This window comes from Auraticoccus monumenti, from assembly GCF_900101785.1.
Lineage (GTDB): Bacteria > Actinomycetota > Actinomycetes > Propionibacteriales > Propionibacteriaceae > Auraticoccus > Auraticoccus monumenti.
Map to the genome: position 1 here is coordinate 1812882 of NZ_LT629688.1, position 20211 is coordinate 1833092.

The window sequence follows — 20211 nt, forward strand, 5'->3', positions numbered from 1 at the left end:
CACCGCACCCCGGGTCCAGGTGGACCCGGGGTGCGGTGGCGTGGTCGGGAGGAGGCGTCAGTGACGCTGCTTCTGCCGTCGGCCGAGGTCCTCCAGCCGCTGCAGGCCGCGGACGACCTTGGTGCGACCGGAGCGCTTCTCCAGCAGCCGGCGCACCAGGGCGACGACCGAGGTCAGCACCGGCACGACGACGGCGAAGAAGAGCCAGACGCGCAGTCTCGCGCTGATGAAGGCCCACACAGGATGTCCTCTCGTCGGGGTCGTACCCGGTCACTACCCGTTGCCGGTCGGCTCACTCGGCGGGGGCGATGTCGCGCCCCTGCTCCGCACCCGGCTCGTTGTCGGCCACCACGATCTTCAGCGGTCGCAGCCGCGACCACGCGATGAACACCGCGGCGAAGGCCAGCATGCCCAGACCGGCCCACAGGTTGGCGTTCACCCCACCGGTCTTCTCGGCCTCGGGCGCGGTGAAGAAGAACAGGCCCCACACCACGAGCACCAGCCCGTAGATGCCGATCAGCAGGCCGATGAAGTTGCGGATGTCGAACCCGCCCACCTTCTCGACGTGCGCTCCCTGCGGGGCGGTCGTGTCGTCCATGTCAGTCTCCTCTCGTCCTCAGCCGGCTCAGGCGAAGGCGATGTTCAGGATGATGATCAGCACCAGCGCCAGCCCTGCCATCGGCACCGGCCGCTTCCACACCGGCAGGTCCTTCTCGTCGGGGTCGACCAGGTCGGCCCGGGGGGTCTCGGAGTACACCAGACCCTTCAGCTCGGCCACCGGCTTGGGCTTGGTCATCAGCGAGACGATCACCATCAGCACGATGTCCACCACGAAGGCCGTGGCGGCGGCGACGAAGGCCGCGCCCTGGCCGGGCAGCGAGATCACCCCGGTCTCGGCGAGGACGAAGACGAACACCGCGGACAGGGTCCCGGCCACCAGCCCCATCCAGCCGGCGGTCGGGGTCGCCCGCTTCCAGAACATGCCCAGCAGGAAGGTGGCGAAGAGCGGGGCGTTGAAGAACCCGAACAGCGTCTGCAGGTAGTCCATCAGGTTGGAGAAGTTGCCCGCGATCAGCGCGGTGAAGATGGCGATGAAGGAGGCGGCGACCGTGGCCCAGCGACCGACCTTGAGGTAGTAGCCGTCCGGCTTGTCCTTGCGGACGTACTGCTGCCAGAGGTCGTAGCTGACCACGGTGTTGAAGGCGGAGATGTTGGCCGCCATGCCGGCCATGAAGGCCGCCAGCAGACCGGCGATCGCCACCCCGAGCAGACCGTTGGGCAGGACGTCGCGCATCAGCAGCAGCAGCGAGTCGTTGTAGGTGACGCCGGTGGCGTTGGCCGCGGCCTCACCCTGCGCCGCGTAGACCCGCTTGTACTCGGCCAGCTCGCCGACCAGCACCGCGGCGATCATGCCGGGGATGATCACGATGAAGGGGATGAACATCTTGGGGAAGGCGCCGATGATCGGGGTCATCCGGGCCGAGGTGAGGTCCTTGGAGGCCATCGCCCGCTGGACCTCGACGAAGTTGGTGGTCCAGTAGCCGAAGGAGAGCACGAAGCCCAGACCCAGCACGATGCCCACCACGCTGAAGAAGGGGCTCTCGAAGCCGGAGAGCTGGGTGCCCGGCCAGGCGTTGAGCTGCTCGGCCCCGCCGACGCCGTCACCGCGGACGCGGTCGAGCATGCCCTGCCAGCCGCCGATCTTGTGCAGGCCGATCAGGGTGAGGGGGAGCAGGGCGGCCACGATGACGAAGAACTGCAGGACCTCGTTGTAGATCGCCGCGCTCAGCCCGCCGAGGGTGATGTAGGCCAGCACGATGGCCGCGGCCACCACCAGGCCCACCCACAGCGGCCAGCCCAGCAGCCGGTTCACGATGGTGCCCAGCAGGTAGAGGTTCACACCGGCGATCAGGAGCTGCGCCACGGCGAAGGAGATCGAGTTCACCAGGTGGGCCCCGGTGCCGAACCGCATCCGCATGAACTCCGGCACCGAGCGCACCTTGGAGCCGTAGTAGAAGGGCATCATCACCACGCCGAGGAACAGCATGGCCGGGACGGCGCCGATCCAGAAGTAGTGGAAGGTCGGGTAGCCGTACTGGGCGCCGTTGGCCGACATGCCCATCACCTCGACCGCGCCGAGGTTGGCCGAGATGAACGCCAGCCCGGTCACCCACGCAGGCAGCGAGCGTCCGGACAGGAAGAACTCGATGGAGTTGGAGACGCCCCGTTTGGCGTACCACCCCACCCCCAGCACGAAGACGAAGTACAGCGCGATCAACAGGTAGTCGATCAGCTGTGCGTCCAGCCTGATCTCCATGGGTCCTCACTTCCCGGCCGCGTCGGCCGTCAGCAACCCGCTCGGTCTACCGGAGCGGTGGCGACGCCGTCAACGTCCCTCGACCTCGGCTTCAGCCCACCCTTCGGCGGAGACGCCGCGGGGGCGGCCACCGCAGTGCGGTGACCGCCCCCGTGAGGAGCTGCGTCGGGATCAGCCGTCGGCCTTCGGCGGCTGGACGACGACCTGGGCGATCGAGTTGCCGGCCCGGGTCTTGCCCACGGTCAGCTTCACGCCGTAGGGGTCGTTCGGGTTCCCGTCACCCAGCGGCACCGACAGCCCGACGTCCTCGCCGTACAGCTCGGTCAGCGGGTTGCCCTCGGCGTCGACCACGCGGACCGGGTACGGCTCGTTCCCCCCGTTGGGGATGACCGTCGAGGCGTCCACGTCGCGGTAGAAGAGGCTGCTGCCACGGACCTCGATGCCCGGGTACCAGCCCTTGGAGTCGTCGAAGGTGCTGACCGCCGGCAGCGAGCCGAAGGAGGTGCAGTACTCGTTGGTCCAGGCCTCGCCCGGCAGCTCGGCCAGGCACTCCGTGAAGGGCCTGGTCGCGGCACCGAAGGCGGCGTTGGACGACTGCGCCCGCGAGGGCAGGTTGTCCAGCGTCGAGGTGTCCTTCACCGCGGCCTCGCCGGAGCGCCGCAGCGGGTCGAAGTGGCTGTCCACGATCAGCAGACCACCCTTGCTGCCGACGCTGGGGGCGTCGTTGGTGGTGGCCAGCACCGGGTTGGCGTCGCCGTAGGTGGTGTCGCGGTACCAGACCAGCAGGCCGGGGGCGTTGTAGGCGATCTTCTCGACCTTCCACGGCCCGTTGCTGGCGTAGGTGGTGTCGTAGGCGTACTTCAGGCCCTCGTCGAAGCCGTCGTAGTTGCGCCACTCCGCGAGGTAGTACTGCGCCTGCTCGCGCTCACCGGTGGTGATGGTCCAGCCGGTGCCGGGCGCGCTGCCGGCCACCCAGCTGCCGACGGCGGTGGTCCAGCCGTTGGTGCCGCCCTCGACGTCGTCGCTCCAGACGATCTGGCTGCCGGAGGTGACCGAGAAGTCGTCGGCGAACCAGCCGCGCTCGAGGAACGCCGCGTCGGTGGCCTGGCGGAGCCGGACCTGGATGCTCTGGCCGGCGAAGGCGGAGAGGTCGATGTAGTCGTGGCGCCAGCCCTCGGAGGAGCCGGTGAGCCCGTACTTCTTGCCGCCGAACCCGGCCAGGTTGCCGTTCGGGTCCGGGTAGCCCTCGGGGGTGGTGACCTCGTTCCCGGCGTCGTCGAAGACCTTCTGCTCGACCCAGGTCGCGCCACCGTCGGTGGAGACCTCGACGAAGCCGAAGTCCCAGTCCTCCTCGATGACGTAGTCGTTCCACATCCAGAACTTGGGGTCGGTGGCGGGGACGTCGATGCTGCGGGTCAGGGTGAAGTCGGCCCAGTCGCCGTCCTGGCCGCTCCACCACATGTTCTCGCCGCTGTGCGGGTCGCCCAGGTCCTGCACCTTGTTCGGCAGGTTGATGATCAGGCCGTCCTCGCTGCCCCGGGGGGTGCGGGAGGTCTGGCCGACCTGGACGGTGCGGCGCCGGTCGCCGGGGTTGAACTCGAGCGGGTCGACCCAGCCGAGCACCCACTTGTCCCAGAGCCCCATGTGGGTGGGCATGCTCTGGAAGATCGGGCCGGCGTGGCTGCCGGAGCTCATCAGGTCCCAGAAGTCGACGTCGGAGTCACCGCCGCTGGTCACGTCGTAGAGGTCGGGCAGACCGAGGTCGTGGCCGTACTCGTGGGCGAAGACGCCGACGCCGGAGTCCTCGGGCTGGACGATGTAGTTGCTGATCCGGATCCCGGTGTCGCCGATCTCCGGTGCGGTGGCCAGTGCGGAGCTGTGCGCCCAGATGGCGTAGGTGCCCTCGGTGCCGCCGCCCCCGGACTTGTCCTCGCCGGCGTGCACCAGCACCAGGTGGTCGACGACGCCGTCGGGCTCGTACAGGTCGCCGTCGCCGTCGACGTCACCCTGGTCCTCGACGTCGTAGTCGGCCCAGGGGAAGTCGGGGTCCATCTCGTGGAGCTTGGTGACGGCGTCCAGGGCCATCTGCTGCGGGCCGCCGCTGCCGGGGTAGCCGTCCATGTCCTGGACCCGGCCGGCCTCCCAGGTCTGGTTGCCCTCGTCGTCGGTCACCAGCTGGCAGGTGTCGGCGGCGTAGTACGCCTCGGAGTTGTCCAGCGTGATCCAGGGCGAGGCCTCGCCGTCCACCGTGTAGGCGCCCTTGGACATCTCCTCGTACATCGCCTTCATCGTGTAGCCGGAGATGTCGATGCCGGGCTCCCCGTCCGGACCGGTCAGGTCGGGGCGGACGCGCTCGGTGATGCCCTCGTCGGTGTAGAGCATCTTGTTGTAGTGCTCGGAGGAGAAGTCCTCGACCCAGAAGGAGTTGTTGTCCTCACCCTCGGCCCAGTCGGCGGGGTCCGGGATGTTGTTGTGCAGCGGGCCGGAGGGGACGTCGGCGGCGGGCACGCAGGTGCGGTCGCCGTTCACGCTGCGGGGGACCATCACGCCCGACCAGTCGTAGCTGACGTCCTCGTCGTACTCCACCAGCAGGGTCAGCAGCCGGGCCTCCTGGGTGGCCGGCGCCTTCTTGAACTCCCGCGGGTTCCGGCCCGTCCTGACCGCCTTCTGCTCGGCCTTGGCCAGCGCCTCCGCGGCCCGGGGGTTGCCCTCGGCGTGCTTGTAGCCGTAGGCCTTCGCCTCGGCCACCACCCGCTCGGCCTCCCCGACCTGGACGTCCTCACCCACCGCCGCCTCGAACTGCGGTGCGGCGTAGTTGATGTAGGCGTCCGACGGCCCGTACGGGTTCACCTCGGCGGGGTCCGCGGCGGCGGTGCCCCCGGGCAGCGAGGCCAGCGAGCCGCCGGCGAGCAGGGCCAGGGCGGAGAGCCCCACGACCAGGGGGGTCCCGGTGCGCCGCAGCGCTGCGGCTCGCGACCGGGTGGGTGAGGACTGGGGCACGGTGATGCCTTCTTCCTGTGACGCGGTGCGGGGGGTGTCGCACGGACGACGGCGGCCGGAGCCGGCGCGAGGGGGTGTGGTCTCGTCCCCTGATCCTGTGCGCGTCGAGGGGTGGTGGCGAGACCTGCACCGGTGACGTTACCAAACTGTGACCTGGGGTCCGGTCGGTCCGGAGGGTCCGGAGACGCCACGAGGGGCAGACCCGGAGGTCTGCCCCTCGTGGGGCCCGGCGGGAGCCGAGAGGTCAGCGCTGCCCCATCGGCACGAAGTCGCGGGTGCGGTGACCGGTGTAGATCTGCTTGGGACGGGCGATCTTCTGCTCCTTGTCCACCACCAGCTCCTGCCACTGGGCCAGCCAGCCGGGGGTCCGGCCGATGGCGAAGAGCACGGTGAACATCTCCGGCGGGAACTGCAGCGCCTCGTAGATCAGCCCGGAGTAGAAGTCCACGTTGGGGTAGAGCTTGCGGGAGACGAAGTACTCGTCCTCCAGCGCGATCTTCTCCAGCTCCAGGGCGATCTCGAGCAGCGGGTTGATCCCGGTGACCTCGAAGACGTCGTCGCAGGCCTTCTTGATGATCTTCGCGCGCGGGTCGTAGTTCTTGTAGACCCGGTGCCCGAAGCCCATCAGCTTCTCCTTGCCCTCCTTCACCCCGGCGATGAAGCCCGGGATGTTGTCGGTGCTGCCGATGCGCCGCAGCATCTTCAGCACGGCCTCGTTGGCGCCCCCGTGCAGCGGGCCGTAGAGGGCCCCGATGCCCGCGGCCACCGCGGAGTAGGGGTCGACCTGGGAGGAGCCCACCGAGCGGACCGCGTTCGTCGAGCAGTTCTGCTCGTGGTCGGCGTGCAGGATGAACAGCACCTCCAGCGCCTTGACCAGCCGCTCGTCGGCGGCGTAGGTCGGCTCGCTCATCTTGAAGAGCATGGAGAGGAAGTTCGCGCAGTAGGACAGCTCGTTGTCGGGGTAGACGTACGGCTTGCCCTGGCTGTGCCGGTAGGCGAAGGCCCCGATGGTCGGCATCTTGGCGATCATCCGGGTGGTCTGCAGGTAGCGGTTCGCCGGGTCGGCGATGTCGCTGGCGTCGGGGTAGAAGGTGCTCAGCGCGCTGACCGAGGACATCAGCATGCCCATCGGGTGCGCGTCGTAGCGGAACCCCGTCATCAGGCCCTTGATGTTCTCGTGCAGGAACGTGTGGTGCGTCACGTCGTGGGTCCACTGCCCGAGCTGGTCGGAGGTCGGGAGCTCACCGTTGAGCAGGAGGTAGGAGACCTCGAGGAAGGTCGAGTGCTCGGCCAGCTGCTCGATGGGGTAGCCGCGGTACTCGAGGATGCCCTCGTCGCCGTCGATGAAGGTGACGGCGCTGCGGCAGGAGGCGGTGTTGACGAACCCGGGGTCGTAGGTGGCGAGACCGCCCACCTTCTTCAGATCGGCCGCGCGGATGGTGCCGTCGACGATCTCGATCTCGTGCTCTTCACCAGTCCGGTTGTCGCGAATCGTGAGTGAGTCGGTCATGGGGTCAAGATAGGGGGTGCCTGGGGGGCGGGCGAATCGCGGGGCGCGCGCACGCGGGAGGTCGCTCCCCGCGGCACCGAGGTCGTTTTGACCCCTGGGTGGGCTCGGAGTAGTCTGAGCCGCTGTTGCGCTGAGGTGTGCCCACCGCGGTGCTGCGACCAGGGATCCGTCCCCGGAATCGTGGCCCGGGAGAGCCGGCACTCGGCGTGAGAGCCACACATGTCAGTTCACGACGCTGGTCGAAGTACCGGCGGCAAACACTACGGAAGATGGTCCACGAGCGTGTCTACGTACAGCCCGAAGCCTGGTGAGGTGACCAGGGAATGGCATGTCATCGATGCCGAAGACATCGTGCTGGGTCGCCTGGCCGTCTCGGCCGCCACCCTGCTGCGCGGCAAGCACAAGGCGACGTACGCCCCGCACGTCGACGGCGGTGACTTCGTCGTGGTGGTGAACGCCTCCAAGATCGCCCTGACCGGCAACAAGGCCACCGACAAGATGGCCTACCGCCACTCCGGTCGTCCCGGCGGTCTGCGCGCCGTGCCCTACGGCGAGCTCCTCAAGAACGACCCGCGCAAGGCCGTCGAGCTGGCGGTCTGGGGCATGCTGCCCAAGAACAAGCTGAGCCGTCGGCAGCTCAGCAAGCTCAAGGTCTACGCCGGCCCGGAGCACCCGCACAAGGCCCAGCAGCCGGCCGAGTACCAGATCACCCAGATCGCCCAGTGAGCACGCGAGGAACCCGATGACCGAGACCGTAGAAGAGACCGTCGAGTCGACGCCGTTCGCCGAGGGCGACCGTGAGATCGCCTACCGGTCGGAGACCGGCACGGGGGCCGGCCAGCAGGCCGCCTCCACCGGCCGCGCCGCCGTGGTGGCCCCCGCCGGCGCCACCGGCCGCCGCAAGGAGGCGATCGCCCGCGTGCGGATCGTCCCCGGCTCCGGCCAGTGGACGATCAACGGCCGCACCCTGGAGAACTACTTCCCCAACAAGGTGCACCAGCAGATCGTCTCCGAGCCCTTCGGCACCGCCGGTGTCGACGGGTCCTACGACGTCATCGCCCGCCTGCACGGTGGTGGCGTGACCGGTCAGGCCGGCGCCCTGCGTCTCGGTGTGGCCCGCGCGCTGAACGCCGTGGACGCCGAGGCCAGCCGTCCCGCCCTGAAGAAGGCCGGGATGCTGACCCGCGACGCGCGGATCAAGGAGCGCAAGAAGGCCGGTCTGAAGAAGGCCCGCAAGGCGCCCCAGTACAGCAAGCGCTGATCACGTGGGTCGACTCTTCGGCACCGATGGTGTCCGGGGTCGGGCCAACCAGGACCTGACTGCCGAGGTCGCGCTCGATCTCTCCGTCGCCGCCGCCCACGTGCTGGGCGAGGCGGGGGAGTTCGATCGGGCGCGACCTCGCGCGTTGGTCGGCCGGGACCCGCGGGCCTCCGGTGAGTTCCTGGAGGCCGCGGTCGTGGCCGGGCTGGCCAGCGCGGGCGTGGACGTGGTCCGGCTCGGCGTGGTGCCCACCCCGGGTGTGGCCTGGCTGGTCGGGCACTCCGCCGCCGAGCTCGGCGTGATGATCTCCGCCAGCCACAACCCGATGCCCGACAACGGCATCAAGTTCTTCGCCCGCGGTGGCGTGAAGCTCGACGACCGCATCGAGGACGCGATCGAGGCCCGCCTCCGTGAGCCCTGGCAGCGGCCGACCGGAGCCGGCGTGGGACGCGTCAGCGACGACGGTGCCCTGATCGAGGGCTACGTCGCCCACCTGGTGGGCAGCCTCAACGGGCCCGACGGCGACGGGGCCGCGGTCAGCCTCGAGGGGATCACCGTGGTGGTCGACTGCGCCAACGGCGCGGCCTCGATGACGGCCGTGGCCGCCTTCGAGACCCAGGGGGCCACCGTGGTGGCCATCCACGCCGAGCCCGACGGCGTCAACATCAACCAGGACTGCGGCTCCACCCACATGGACGACCTCCGGGCGGCCGTGGTCGAGCACGGCGCCGACCTGGGCATCGCCCTGGACGGGGACGCCGACCGCTGCCTGGCGGTCGACGCCGACGGCACGCTGGTGGACGGCGACCAGATCCTGGCGGTGCTGGCCGTGGGCATGAAGGAGGCCGGAACCCTCACCGGGGACACCGTGGTGGCCACCGTGATGAGCAACCTCGGCTTCGTCAACGCCATGCGCGAGCACGACATCCACGTGCTGCAGACCAAGGTCGGCGACCGCTACGTGCTCGAGGCCATGAGCGCCGGTGGGTTCGCGCTCGGCGGCGAGCAGTCCGGTCACGTGGTGCTCTCCCAGTACGCCACCACCGGGGACGGTGCCCTCACCGCCCTGCACCTGATGGCGCGGATGGTCACCAGCGGACGTCCGCTCTCCGAGCTCGCCGCCGTGATGACCCGGCTCCCGCAGGTGCTCGTCAACGTCAACGACGTGGACCGCTCCCGGGCGTCCTCGGACGAGGAGCTGCTGGCCGCCGTCGCCCAGGCCTCGGAGCAGCTGGGGGACAGCGGCCGCGTGCTGCTGCGACCATCGGGCACCGAGGCGCTGGTCCGCGTCATGGTGGAGGCGGAGAGCTTCGAGCGGGCCCAGCAGGTCGCGCAGTCCCTGGCCGAGGTGGTTCGCCTCCGTCTCCGCTGAAGCGGGAGACCCTGCCGGTCACCGGGACCTCGCGCCCCGCTAGCGTCGAGCCATGCGCTTCGGCATCACGATCCTCCCTGAGCACCCGTGGGCCGAGGCAGAGCCGCTGTGGCGCGGAGCCGAGGAGCTCGGCTTCGACCACGCCTGGACCTACGACCACCTGAGCTGGGGCGGGCTGCCCGACGTCCCCTGGTACGGCACCGTGCCCACGCTCACCGCGGCGGCGCTGGTGACGTCGCGGATCAGGCTGGGCACCTTCGTCGTGTCGCCGAACTTCCGCCACCCGGCGGCCTTCGTGCGGGAGGTGCTGAGCCTGCACGACGTCTCCGAGGGGCGTCTGCTGCTCGGGCTCGGCGCCGGCGGATCACCCGACGACCGGGTCCTCGGGTCTGCTCCGCTGCCCCCCGGGCGGCGGGTGGACCGGCTGGTGGAGTTCACCACGCTGCTCAGCGAGCTGCTGACCCGCGACCACGTCGACCACACGGGGGAGTACTTCACCACCGTGGACGCACGCACCCTGCCGACGACGGCCGTCGACGTGCCCCTGGTGGTGGCCGCCAACGGCCCTCGCTCGCAGCGGCTCGCGGTGCGCTTCGGCTCCGGGCAGCCGGACTCGGGCTGGGTCACCACCGGCGGCCCGGGGACCGAGGACGAGGACTGGTGGGACTCGCTCAGCGACCTGTCCCGCCGGATGGACCGGCTGCAGGAGGAGACCGGCTGCGAGCTGCGTCGCTACCTGAGCCTGGACGGCTCCTCGCGCTACGCGCTGGCCGACGTCGACACCTTCACCGGGATGGTCGAGCGTGCGGCGGGGCTCGGCTTCACCGACCTGGTCACGCACTGGCCACGGCGCAGCGGCGTCTACGCCGGCTCCCGGGACACCCTGGAGTCCGTGGCGGCGCTGCTGCCCCAGTGGCGCGACGCCTGAGTCCCTCGGGGGGGGTCACACCTTGCGGATCCGCACCCAGCGGACGTCGTGGTTGGTGCCCTTGCGCATGATCGCGGTGGCCCGTCCCCGGGTGGGGAGGATGTTGGTCACCAGGTTGGGGCCGTTGATGGTGTCCCAGATGTTGCCGGCGTAGGCCAGGGCCTCGTCCTGGCTCATGGCCGCGAAGCGACGGAAGTACGAGCCGGGGTCGCGGAAGGCCGTGTCGCGCAGGGTGGAGAAGCGCTGCAGGAACCAGGTCCTGATGTCCTCGGTGGAGGCGTCGACGTAGACGGAGAAGTCGAAGAAGTCGCTGACCGCCAGGCTGGTGGTCCCGTCGGCGCGCTGCCTGGCCGGCTGCAGCACGTTGAGCCCCTCGACGATCAGGATGTCGGGCTGGTTCACCACGATCCGGCGGTCGGGGACGATGTCGTAGCTGAGGTGGCTGTAGACGGGTGCGGTGACGGAGGGCTTGCCGCTCTTGACGTCCATCACGAAGCGCAGCAGCGCCCGCCGGTCGTAGGACTCCGGGAACCCCTTGCGGTGCAGGGCGCCCCGGCGCTCGAGCTCGGCGTTGGGGAACAGGAACCCGTCGGTGGTGAGGAGCTCGACGTGGGGGTGGTGCGGCCACCGCGACAGCAGCTCCTTGAGCAGGCGCGCCGTGGTCGACTTGCCGACCGCCACCGAGCCGGCGACGCCGATCACGAACGGCGTGCGCCCCACGGACAGCCGCAGGAAGTCGTTGGTGGAGCGGTAGAGGTCGCCGAAGTGCCGGAAGTACTCGCTCATCAGCCGGGTCAGGGGGAGGTAGACCTCGATCACCTCCTGCAGGCTGGTGGGGTCGTTCATGCCGCGCAGCCGCGACAGCGTCTCCTCGTCCAGGGTCATGGGTGTGGAGGCGGCCAGCTCGGCCCAGGCCTCGCGGTCCCGCTCGACGTAGGGACCGTTGGTCTCACCGCTGCTGTCCAGTGACATGGCCGCCATTGTGCCCACCGGACGGACGTCCCACGGACCTCGGCCCGCCCGCGGGACGGGCGCCGCAGCCGGCTGTCTGCACCCGGGACGTCCCGATTTGCGCTCCTGGACATCCGCGCGTAATGTTCTCCGAGTCGCCAGTGCAGGGGACTGGCCCGGACCGCGAGGTCCAGGGGCCGGGAACCGCCAGGCGACCACCACAACGATCAAGGCCTCAGGGCTGGGTCCGTCGAGTAGACGGCTCACAGGACTGGACCTCGTGGGGTGGTGGCGGAGCTCGGAACCGGGTTTGACTCGGGAGCGGGGGACGGGTAAGTTTGACCGGGTTGCCCCAAGTTCGGCTGTGAGGTCGGGCGAGGTGTGTGGCGGATTCTTGAGAACTCAACAGTGTGCTTGTAGGTCATTGCCAATTTGGTTATGTCTCCGTCTCCTGGCTCATCCTTTTGGGGTGTGGTTGGGGATGGTTTCTTTGAGATTGATTGTTGATTGGACCAGTTATGGTTCTGTCAGTGGTTGGACTCGTGTTGTAAGGACGGCGCTTTCGGGTGTCGGTAACTTCAATGGAGAGTTTGATCCTGGCTCAGGACGAACGCTGGCGGCGTGCTTAACACATGCAAGTCGAACGGTAAGGCCCCTTCGGGGGTACACGAGTGGCGAACGGGTGAGTAACACGTGAGCAACCTGCCTCTGACTTTGGGATAACAGTAGGAAACTGCTGCTAATACCGGATATCACCTCCTTCTGCATGGTGGGGGGTTGAAAGCTTTTGCGGTCAGGGATGGGCTCGCGGCCTATCAGCTTGTTGGTGAGGTAACGGCTCACCAAGGCTTCGACGGGTAGCCGGCCTGAGAGGGCGACCGGCCACACTGGGACTGAGATACGGCCCAGACTCCTACGGGAGGCAGCAGTGGGGAATATTGCACAATGGGCGGAAGCCTGATGCAGCAACGCCGCGTGCGGGATGACGGCCTTCGGGTTGTAAACCGCTTTCACTCATGACGAAGCGCAAGTGACGGTAGTGAGAGAAGAAGCACCGGCCAACTACGTGCCAGCAGCCGCGGTGATACGTAGGGTGCGAGCGTTGTCCGGAATTATTGGGCGTAAAGAGCTCGTAGGCGGTCTGTCACGTCGGAAGTGAAAACTCAGGGCTTAACCCTGAGCCTGCTTCCGATACGGGCAGACTTGAGGAAGGTAGGGGAGAACGGAATTCCTGGTGGAGCGGTGGAATGCTCAGATATCAGGAGGAACACCGGTGGCGAAGGCGGTTCTCTGGACCTTTCCTGACGCTGAGGAGCGAAAGCGTGGGGAGCAAACAGGCTTAGATACCCTGGTAGTCCACGCCGTAAACGGTGGGCACTAGGTGTGGGGGACATTCCACGTTCTCCGTGCCGTAGCTAACGCATTAAGTGCCCCGCCTGGGGAGTACGGCCGCAAGGCTAAAACTCAAAGGAATTGACGGGGGCCCGCACAAGCGGCGGAGCATGCGGATTAATTCGATGCAACGCGAAGAACCTTACCTGGGTTTGACATATGCCGGAAAGCTGCAGAGATGTAGCCCCCGCAAGGTCGGTATACAGGTGGTGCATGGCTGTCGTCAGCTCGTGTCGTGAGATGTTGGGTTAAGTCCCGCAACGAGCGCAACCCTCGTCCTATGTTGCCAGCACGTCATGGTGGGGACTCATAGGAGACTGCCGGGGTCAACTCGGAGGAAGGTGGGGATGAGGTCAAGTCATCATGCCCCTTAAGTCCAGGGCTTCACGCATGCTACAATGGCAGGTACAAACGGCTGCAAAACCGCAAGGTCGAGCGAATCCGAAAAAGCCTGTCTCAGTTCGGATTGGGGTCTGCAACTCGACCCCATGAAGTCGGAGTCGCTAGTAATCGCAGATCAGCAACGCTGCGGTGAATACGTTCCCGGGCCTTGTACACACCGCCCGTCAAGTCATGAAAGTCGGTAACACCCGAAGCCGGTGGCCCAACCTCTTGAGGGGGGAGCCGTCGAAGGTGGGACTGGTGATTAGGACTAAGTCGTAACAAGGTAGCCGTACCGGAAGGTGCGGCTGGATCACCTCCTTTCTAAGGAGCTTGCAGCAGCTGGTGTCTGGTGGAAGCCGGCGCTTGGTTGCTCATTCACGAGTTGGTGGGGCGTTCGTTCCCGCGCTCGTGGCTCTGGATAGTGGAACAATGACCTGTGAGCCTGGTTGAGCTCTGCTCACTGCTAGTACTACCTGATGCGTTTCGGCGTGAGGGTGTGGAGGGTGGTGGACAGAGGGAGATCGGGTGGCAAGCACGCTGTTGGGTCCTGAGGGATTCAGCTGCACTGTTTTCACCCTGGGAGGACTTCGGTCTTGTCGGGGTGGGGGTGCGGGTGACCTTCTTGCAGGCTCTGAACTTCTTTCACCGGTTGGTGGGAGGGTGGGGGTTGCTGCTGGTGTGTTGAGAACTTCACAGTGGACGCGAGCATCTTTGTAGTGTTAATGACAAGCTACTAAGGGCAATCGGTGGATGCCTAGGCACCAAGAGCCGATGAAGGACGTGGGAACCTGCGATAAGCCCCGGGGAGCTGGTAAACGAGCACCGATCCGGGGATCTCCGAATAGGGAAACCTCGAAAGAAACCGGAGTCATGTCCGGCGACCTCTACCTGAATATATAGGGTAGTTGGAGGGAACGCGGGGAAGTGAAACATCTCAGTACCCGCAGGAAGAGAAAACAAAAGTGATTCCGTCAGTAGTGGCGAGCGAACGCGGAACAGGCCAAACCGTATGTGTGTGAGAGCTGACAGGCGTTGCACGTGCGGTGTTGTGGGGCCGTCTGGACCGGGCTGTTGACTGGTCAGAGAGTAAGAAATGGTCGATGAAGTCGAAGTACTCTGGGAAGGTACGGCATAGAGGGTAATACCCCCGTAGACGTAAGACGACCACTCTCAGACGTCACCCCAAGTAGCACGGGACCCCTGAAATCCCGTGTGAATCTGGCGGGACCACCCGCTAAGCCTAAATACTCCTTGGTGACCGATAGCGGACAAGTACCGTGAGGGAAAGGTGAAAAGTACCCCGGGAGGGGAGTGAAATAGTACCTGAAACCGATTGCCTACAATCCGTCGGAGCTGAGCCCGCAAGGGTGAGGTGACGGCGTGCCTTTTGAAGAATGAGCCTGCGAGTTAGTGGTGCGTGGCGAGGTTAACCCGTGTGGGGAAGCCGTAGCGAAAGCGAGTCCGAACAGGGCGATTGAGTCGCGCGCTCTAGACCCGAAGCGGAGTGATCTATCCATGGCCAGGTTGAAGCGACGGTAAGACGTCGTGGAGGACCGAACCCACCAGGGTTGAAAACCTGGGGGATGAGCTGTGGATAGGGGTGAAAGGCCAATCAAACTCCGTGATAGCTGGTTCTCCCCGAAATGCATTTAGGTGCAGCGTCGTGTGTTTCTTGCCGGAGGTAGAGCACTGGATAGTCTAGGGGGCCCAACAGCTTACCGAAATTAGCCAAACTCCGAATGCCGGTAAGTGAGAGCGCGGCAGTGAGACTGTGGGGGATAAGCTTCATAGTCGAGAGGGAAACAGCCCAGATCACCAGCTAAGGCCCCTAAGCGATAACTAAGTGGAAAAGGATGTGGAGTTGCGCAGACAACCAGGAGGTTGGCTTGGAAGCAGCCACCCTTGAAAGAGTGCGTAATAGCTCACTGGTCAAGTGATTCTGCGCCGACAATTTAGCGGGGCTCAAGTTATCCGCCGAAGCTGTGGCATTCATATATTTACTTGGTCTTCGGATCCAGGTGTGTGGATGGGTAGGGGAGCGTCGTGTGTACGAAGAAGCCTCGGGGTGACCCAGGGGTGGAGAGCACACGAGTGAGAATGCAGGCATGAGTAGCGAATGACGGGTGAGAAACCCGTCCGCCGAATAACCAAGGGTTCCAGGGTCAAGCTAATCTGCCCTGGGTGAGCCGGGACCTAAGGCGAGGCCGACAGGCGTAGTCGATGGACAACGGGTTGATATTCCCGTCGCCGGCGAAACAACGACCGTGCCGAGGCGCGTGATGCTAAGAACGGAAGCTGGTGGGGATCCTTCGGGTGAACCACCGGTGACTCTTCGACCCGATCGTGTAGTAGGCAAGCTGCGGAGGGACGCAGGAAGGTAGCCCATCCCGGGCGATGGTAGTCCCGGGCTAAGTGCGTAGGGCGAGGTGTAGGCAAATCCGCACCTCATACAGCCTGAGACATGATGGCTCTGCCGCATCAGCGGTGGAGTGGGTGATCCTATGCTGCCAAGAAAAGCTTCGTGAGCGAGTTGTGAGCCGCCCGTACCCCAAACCGACACAGGTGGTTAGGTAGAGAATACCAAGGCGATCGAGATAATCGTGGTTAAGGAACTCGGCAAAATGCCCCCGTAACTTCGGGATAAGGGGGACCTGAGGCGTTACCTCCTTTTCGGAGGGAAGCGTCGAGGGTCGCAGAGACCAGGCCCAAGCGACTGTTTACCAAAAACACAGGTCCGTGCTAAGTCGAAAGACGATGTATACGGACTGACTCCTGCCCGGTGCTGGAAGGTTAAGGGGAACTGTTAGCCGCAAGGCGAAGCGGTGAACTTAAGCCCCAGTAAACGGCGGTGGTAACTATAACCATCCTAAGGTAGCGAAATTCCTTGTCGGGTAAGTTCCGACCTGCACGAATGGAGTAACGACTTGGGCGCTGTCTCAACCACGAACTCGGCGAAATTGCACTACGAGTAAAGATGCTCGTTACGCGCAGCAGGACGGAAAGACCCCGGGACCTTTACTATAGTTTGGTATTGGTGTTCGGTACAGCTTGTGTAGGATAGGTGGGAGACTGTGAAGCGGCCACGCCAGTGGTTGTGGAGTCATCGTTGAAATACCACTCTGGCTGTTCTGGATATCTAACCTAGGTCCATTATCTGGATCAGGGACAGTGCCTGATGGGTAGTTTGACTGGGGCGGTCGCCTCCTAAAAGGTAACGGAGGCGCCCAAAGGTTCCCTCAGCCTGGTTGGCAATCAGGTGTTGAGTGTAAGTGCACAAGGGAGCTTGACTGTGAGAGAGACATCTCGAGCAGGGACGAAAGTCGGGACTAGTGATCTGACGGTGGCATGTGGAAGCGCCGTCACTCAACGGATAAAAGGTACCCCGGGGATAACAGGCTGATCTTGCCCGAGCGTCCATAGCGACGGCATGGTTTGGCACCTCGATGTCGGCTCGTCGCATCCTGGGGCTGGAGTCGGTCCCAAGGGTTGGGCTGTTCGCCCATTAAAGCGGCACGCGAGCTGGGTTCAGAACGTCGTGAGACAGTTCGGTCCCTATCCGCTGCGCGCGTAGGAGTCTTGAGAAGAGCTGTCCTTAGTACGAGAGGACCGGGACGGACTGACCTCTGGTGTGCCAGTTGTCCTGCCAAGGGCACGGCTGGTTGGCTACGTCGGGAAGTGATAACCGCTGAAAGCATCTAAGCGGGAAGCACGCTTCAAGATGAGGGCTCCCACAGAATAATCTGGTAAGGCCCCCGGCAGACCACCGGGTGATAGGTCGGATGTGGAAGCACAGCAATGTGTGGAGCTGACCGATACTAATAGGCCGAGGGCTTGTCTGACACTGCATTCGATGTTTGCGTCCACTGTGAGGTCTCTCGAGACATCAACACAACCCGACATATGGGGTTTGTTGACATCTCCATAGAGTTTCGGTGGCCATGGCGAAGGGGAAACACCCGGTCCCATTCCGAACCCGGAAGTTAAGCCCTTCAGCGCCGATGGTACTGCACACGGGAGTGTGTGGGAGACTAGGACGCCGCCGGACAAACAATGTACGGATTCCCCTGGACGGGGGCCCTTCTTCGGAGGGGACCCTGTCCAGGGGATTCGTGCGTTCTGGGCCAGTTCGCGGTGCCACTGACGATGTACCAGCCTGGCGCCAGCAGCGCCGGTGGACGTAGGTGCACGCCCTGTGGCAGGGCCTGGGCGAACCTCAGGAGCTCCATCGGATCATCGCCTTGCCCGGCCCGAAGTCCTGGAGCCGCAGGTGCGCCGAGCTCGCCCCGCGCAGGTCGAGGGGGGTCACCCGGGTGTCGGTGTCGGACTCCACCACCGTCTCGCAGCGGGCCGGCACCGCGTCGGGGTGGAAACGGACCCAGAGCACGAGCTCCGCCGACGGGCGCACCCGGAGCACCGAGAAGCGTCCGGGCAGCTCGAGGTCGGGCGGCAGCTCGTACTGGTGCTCGGTCAGGACCGTCTCACCCACCAGCAGCGGCCGGGTGAAGAGGAGCTCGGTGACGAAGAACCCGTGCTCCGGGGCCGAGACCAGCCGCCCTTCGTGGGCTCCCGCCAGCAACCTCAACCTGGGGCGGCGCACCATCGGCTGCTCGAAGAAGATGACCAGCGCCCGGCGGTCGATCCCGGTCCGGGTGGCCCGGTCCAGCGACCTCATGATCATGGTGCTGGGCCGGCCGTCGGCGTCGACGTCCATGGTGGAGTGCGCGCTGACCGTCTGCAGACCGTTGGCCCAGTCCTCCATCCCCAGCTCGTCGAGCGCCTCCTGCACCAGGGGGCCGGCGGTCATCGTGTGGGCGAGGTCGGCCGGGGCGGAGAGCGGCAGCACGCGTCGGCGGGGCTGCAGGGCACGGCGGAGATGGCCGGACGGCAGCTCCAGCAGCTCCTCCAGCGCGGGCAGCACCTCCTGGGAGGTGACCGGGTCCGGCAACCGGTGGCCGGAGCGCCAGTGGCTGAGGGTGGACAGGCTGATGCGCGCTCCCCGGGCTCGTAGCTGTGCGTGCAGCCGGGTCAGCGACGTACCGCTGCGCTCCACCGCGCCGGCCAGGACGGAGGCGAAGGTCACCGCCGACATCGCCCCCCCGTCCGCGCGGCAGCAGGACCCGTCCGGTCGTCCGCTGCCGCGTGCGGACGGCCGGTGCCGGGACAGTAGCGTCTGCCCGGGCCACCCGGCGTCACAGCGCGGGATCCTCCTCCAGCACCCCTAGGGTGGAGCCCATGTGCGGAATCGTGGGTTACGTCGGTCCCCAGCAGGCCTCAGGGGTCGTCCTCGGCGGGCTGAAGCGGATGGAGTACCGGGGCTACGACTCCGCTGGCGTGGCGGTGGCTGCCGACGGACAGCTGGTCGTGGCCAAGAAGGCGGGCAAGCTGGTCAACCTCGAGCGCGAGATCGAAGCCAACCCGATGCCGACCAGCGGCACGGCCATCGGGCACACCCGGTGGGCCACCCACGGTGCCCCCAACGACGTCAACGCCCACCCCCACACCTCCACCTCCGGACGGGTCTCGGTGATCCACAACGGCATCATCGAGAACTTCCTGCCCCTGCGCCGGGAGCTCGAGGCCGCGGGTGTGGTGCTGACCTCGCAGACCGACACCGAGGTGGTGGCGCACCTGCTCGCCGCCGAGCTCGATCAGGGGGCCACGCTGGTGGAGGCCATGCGAGGCGCGTGCCGCCGGCTGGAGGGGGCCTTCACCCTGGTGGCCCTGGACGCCCAGCAGCCCGGCACCGTGGTCGCCGCCCGACGCAACTCGCCGCTGGTGGTGGGGCTGGGTGAGGGGGAGAACTTCGTCGCCTCCGACGTCGCGGCCTTCATCGAGCACACCCGCGAGGCGGTCGAGCTCGGCCAGGACCAGGTCGTGGTGATCACCGCCGACGACTGGGAGGTCACCGACTTCGACGGGTCCCCGGCGCCGTCCACCCGCTACCGCGTGGAGTGGGACCTCACCGCCGCCGAGAAGGGCGGCCACGACTGGTTCATGCGCAAGGAGATCTTCGAGCAGCCCAAGGCCGTCGCCGACACCCTGCTCGGACGCCTCGGTCCTGACGGCTCGCTGGTGCTGGACGAGATCCGGCTGAGCCGCGACGAGCTGCGCTCCATCGACAAGATCATCATCATCGCCTGCGGCACCGCCTCCTACGCCGGGCTGGTGGCCAAGTACGCCATCGAGCACTGGACCCGGATCCCCTGCGAGGTCGAGCTGGCCAGCGAGTTCCGCTACCGCGACCCCATCGTCAGCCCACAGACCCTCGTGGTCGCCATCAGCCAGTCCGGCGAGACCGCCGACACCCTGATGGCCATCCGCCACGCCAAGGCCCAGCGGGCCAAGGTGCTGGCCATCTGCAACACCAACGGCTCCACCATCCCGCGCGAGTCCGACGCCGTCATCTACACCCACGCCGGTCCCGAGATCGCGGTCGCCTCCACCAAGGGCTTCCTGACCCAGGTGGTGGCCTGCTACCTGCTCGGGCTGTACCTGGCCCAGGTGCACGGCACCAAGTTCGGCGACGAGATCGCCGCCGTCCTGGCCGAGCTGGAGGCCCTCCCGGCCCAGATCCAGCAGGTCCTGGACACGACCACCGAGCAGGCCATGGCCCTGGCCCGGGAGCTGGTCGACGCACCGTCGGTGCTCTTCCTGGGCCGCCACGTCGGCTACCCGATCGCCCTCGAGGGCGCGCTGAAGCTCAAGGAGCTGGCCTACATCCACGCGGAGGGCTTCGCCGCCGGCGAGCTCAAGCACGGGCCGATCGCGCTGGTCGACGAGGGGCTGCCGCTGTTCGTCATCGTCCCCCCGCGGGGCCGGGACATGCTGCACGACAAGGTCGTCTCCAACATCCAGGAGGTGCGGGCCCGCGGGGCGCGCACGATCGTGCTGGCCGAGGGGGAGGACACCGAGGCCGAGCCCTACTCCGACGTGCTGATCCGGCTGCCGACGGTGTCCACGCTGTTCCAGCCGATGCTGGCCATCGTCCCGCTGCAGGTGTTCGCCTGCGAGCTGGCCACCCTCAAGGGCCACGACGTGGACCAGCCGCGCAACCTGGCCAAGTCGGTCACCGTCGAGTGAGGTCGTCCGGAGGTCG

12 protein-coding genes and 3 rRNA genes are annotated in these 20211 nt (G+C 66.4%); 8 read left to right on the forward strand and 7 right to left on the reverse strand.

Annotated elements, in window-relative coordinates; translation table 11 throughout:
- Positions 1-57 precede the first annotated feature (57 nt).
- The 5 genes from BLT52_RS08385 to BLT52_RS08405 all read right to left on the reverse strand — a co-directional run bounded on the left by BLT52_RS08385 (position 58) and on the right by BLT52_RS08405 (position 6827).
- Positions 58-240 (reverse strand): hypothetical protein, encoded by a 183-nt coding sequence (locus BLT52_RS08385; RefSeq protein ID WP_090592339.1) that lies wholly within the window; start codon positions 238-240, stop codon positions 58-60.
- Between the two features lie 52 nt (positions 241-292).
- A complete protein-coding gene (locus BLT52_RS08390; protein WP_090592341.1) occupies positions 293-598 on the reverse strand; it encodes a hypothetical protein in 306 nt (101 codons plus the stop codon).
- 27 nt (positions 599-625) lie between these two features.
- A complete protein-coding gene (locus tag BLT52_RS08395) occupies positions 626-2317 on the reverse strand; it encodes a sodium:solute symporter family protein (protein ID WP_090592343.1) in 1692 nt (563 codons plus the stop codon).
- A 171-nt stretch (positions 2318-2488) separates the two neighbouring features.
- Positions 2489-5317: an immune inhibitor A domain-containing protein gene (locus tag BLT52_RS08400; protein WP_197679256.1), complete on the reverse strand. Its 2829-nt coding sequence runs from the start codon at positions 5315-5317 to the stop codon at positions 2489-2491.
- Positions 5318-5561: 244 nt separating this feature from the next.
- The gene (locus BLT52_RS08405) at positions 5562-6827 is read right to left on the reverse strand and encodes a citrate synthase (RefSeq protein WP_090592346.1); all 1266 of its coding nucleotides are present in this window, start codon (positions 6825-6827) and stop codon (positions 5562-5564) included.
- A gap of 282 nt (positions 6828-7109) precedes the next feature.
- Between BLT52_RS08405 and rplM the strand changes: the two genes are divergently transcribed.
- The 4 genes from rplM to BLT52_RS08425 are packed head-to-tail and all read left to right on the forward strand — an operon-like array spanning position 7110 to position 10388.
- Positions 7110-7553, forward strand: coding sequence for a 50S ribosomal protein L13 (rplM, locus tag BLT52_RS08410; RefSeq protein ID WP_090592348.1), 444 nt, complete (start codon positions 7110-7112; stop codon positions 7551-7553).
- Between the two features lie 16 nt (positions 7554-7569).
- Positions 7570-8088 carry a 30S ribosomal protein S9 gene (rpsI, locus tag BLT52_RS08415; protein ID WP_090592350.1) on the forward strand — a complete coding sequence of 173 codons (519 nt, stop codon included), beginning with the start codon at positions 7570-7572 and terminating at the stop codon, positions 8086-8088.
- 4 nt (positions 8089-8092) lie between these two features.
- Complete coding sequence (gene glmM, locus BLT52_RS08420; RefSeq protein ID WP_090592351.1) at positions 8093-9460, forward strand: phosphoglucosamine mutase; 1368 nt, start codon at positions 8093-8095, stop codon at positions 9458-9460.
- A gap of 52 nt (positions 9461-9512) precedes the next feature.
- Positions 9513-10388 carry an LLM class flavin-dependent oxidoreductase gene (locus tag BLT52_RS08425; RefSeq protein ID WP_090592354.1) on the forward strand — a complete coding sequence of 292 codons (876 nt, stop codon included), beginning with the start codon at positions 9513-9515 and terminating at the stop codon, positions 10386-10388.
- Positions 10389-10403: 15 nt separating this feature from the next.
- Here BLT52_RS08425 and coaA read toward each other — a convergent pair whose 3' ends face one another.
- A complete protein-coding gene (coaA, locus tag BLT52_RS08430) occupies positions 10404-11369 on the reverse strand; it encodes a type I pantothenate kinase (protein ID WP_090592355.1) in 966 nt (321 codons plus the stop codon).
- A gap of 548 nt (positions 11370-11917) precedes the next feature.
- Here coaA and BLT52_RS08435 point away from each other — a divergent pair.
- From BLT52_RS08435 to rrf, 3 genes are all read left to right on the forward strand, one after another.
- Positions 11918-13436: ribosomal RNA gene (locus BLT52_RS08435) — 16S ribosomal RNA — on the forward strand.
- 402 nt (positions 13437-13838) lie between these two features.
- Positions 13839-16954, forward strand: a 23S ribosomal RNA gene (locus tag BLT52_RS08440).
- 89 nt (positions 16955-17043) lie between these two features.
- Positions 17044-17160, forward strand: a 5S ribosomal RNA gene (gene rrf / locus BLT52_RS08445).
- The 16S, 23S and 5S rRNA genes sit together here, the layout of an rRNA operon.
- A gap of 168 nt (positions 17161-17328) precedes the next feature.
- Here the strand turns inward: rrf and BLT52_RS08450 are convergent.
- Complete coding sequence (locus BLT52_RS08450; RefSeq protein WP_090592358.1) at positions 17329-18204, reverse strand: hypothetical protein; 876 nt, start codon at positions 18202-18204, stop codon at positions 17329-17331.
- A 143-nt stretch (positions 18205-18347) separates the two neighbouring features.
- Between BLT52_RS08450 and glmS the strand changes: the two genes are divergently transcribed.
- On the forward strand, positions 18348-20195 hold the full coding sequence (gene glmS, locus BLT52_RS08455; protein ID WP_090592360.1) for a glutamine--fructose-6-phosphate transaminase (isomerizing): 1848 nt from the start codon (positions 18348-18350) through the stop codon (positions 20193-20195).
- Positions 20196-20211 lie beyond the last annotated feature (16 nt).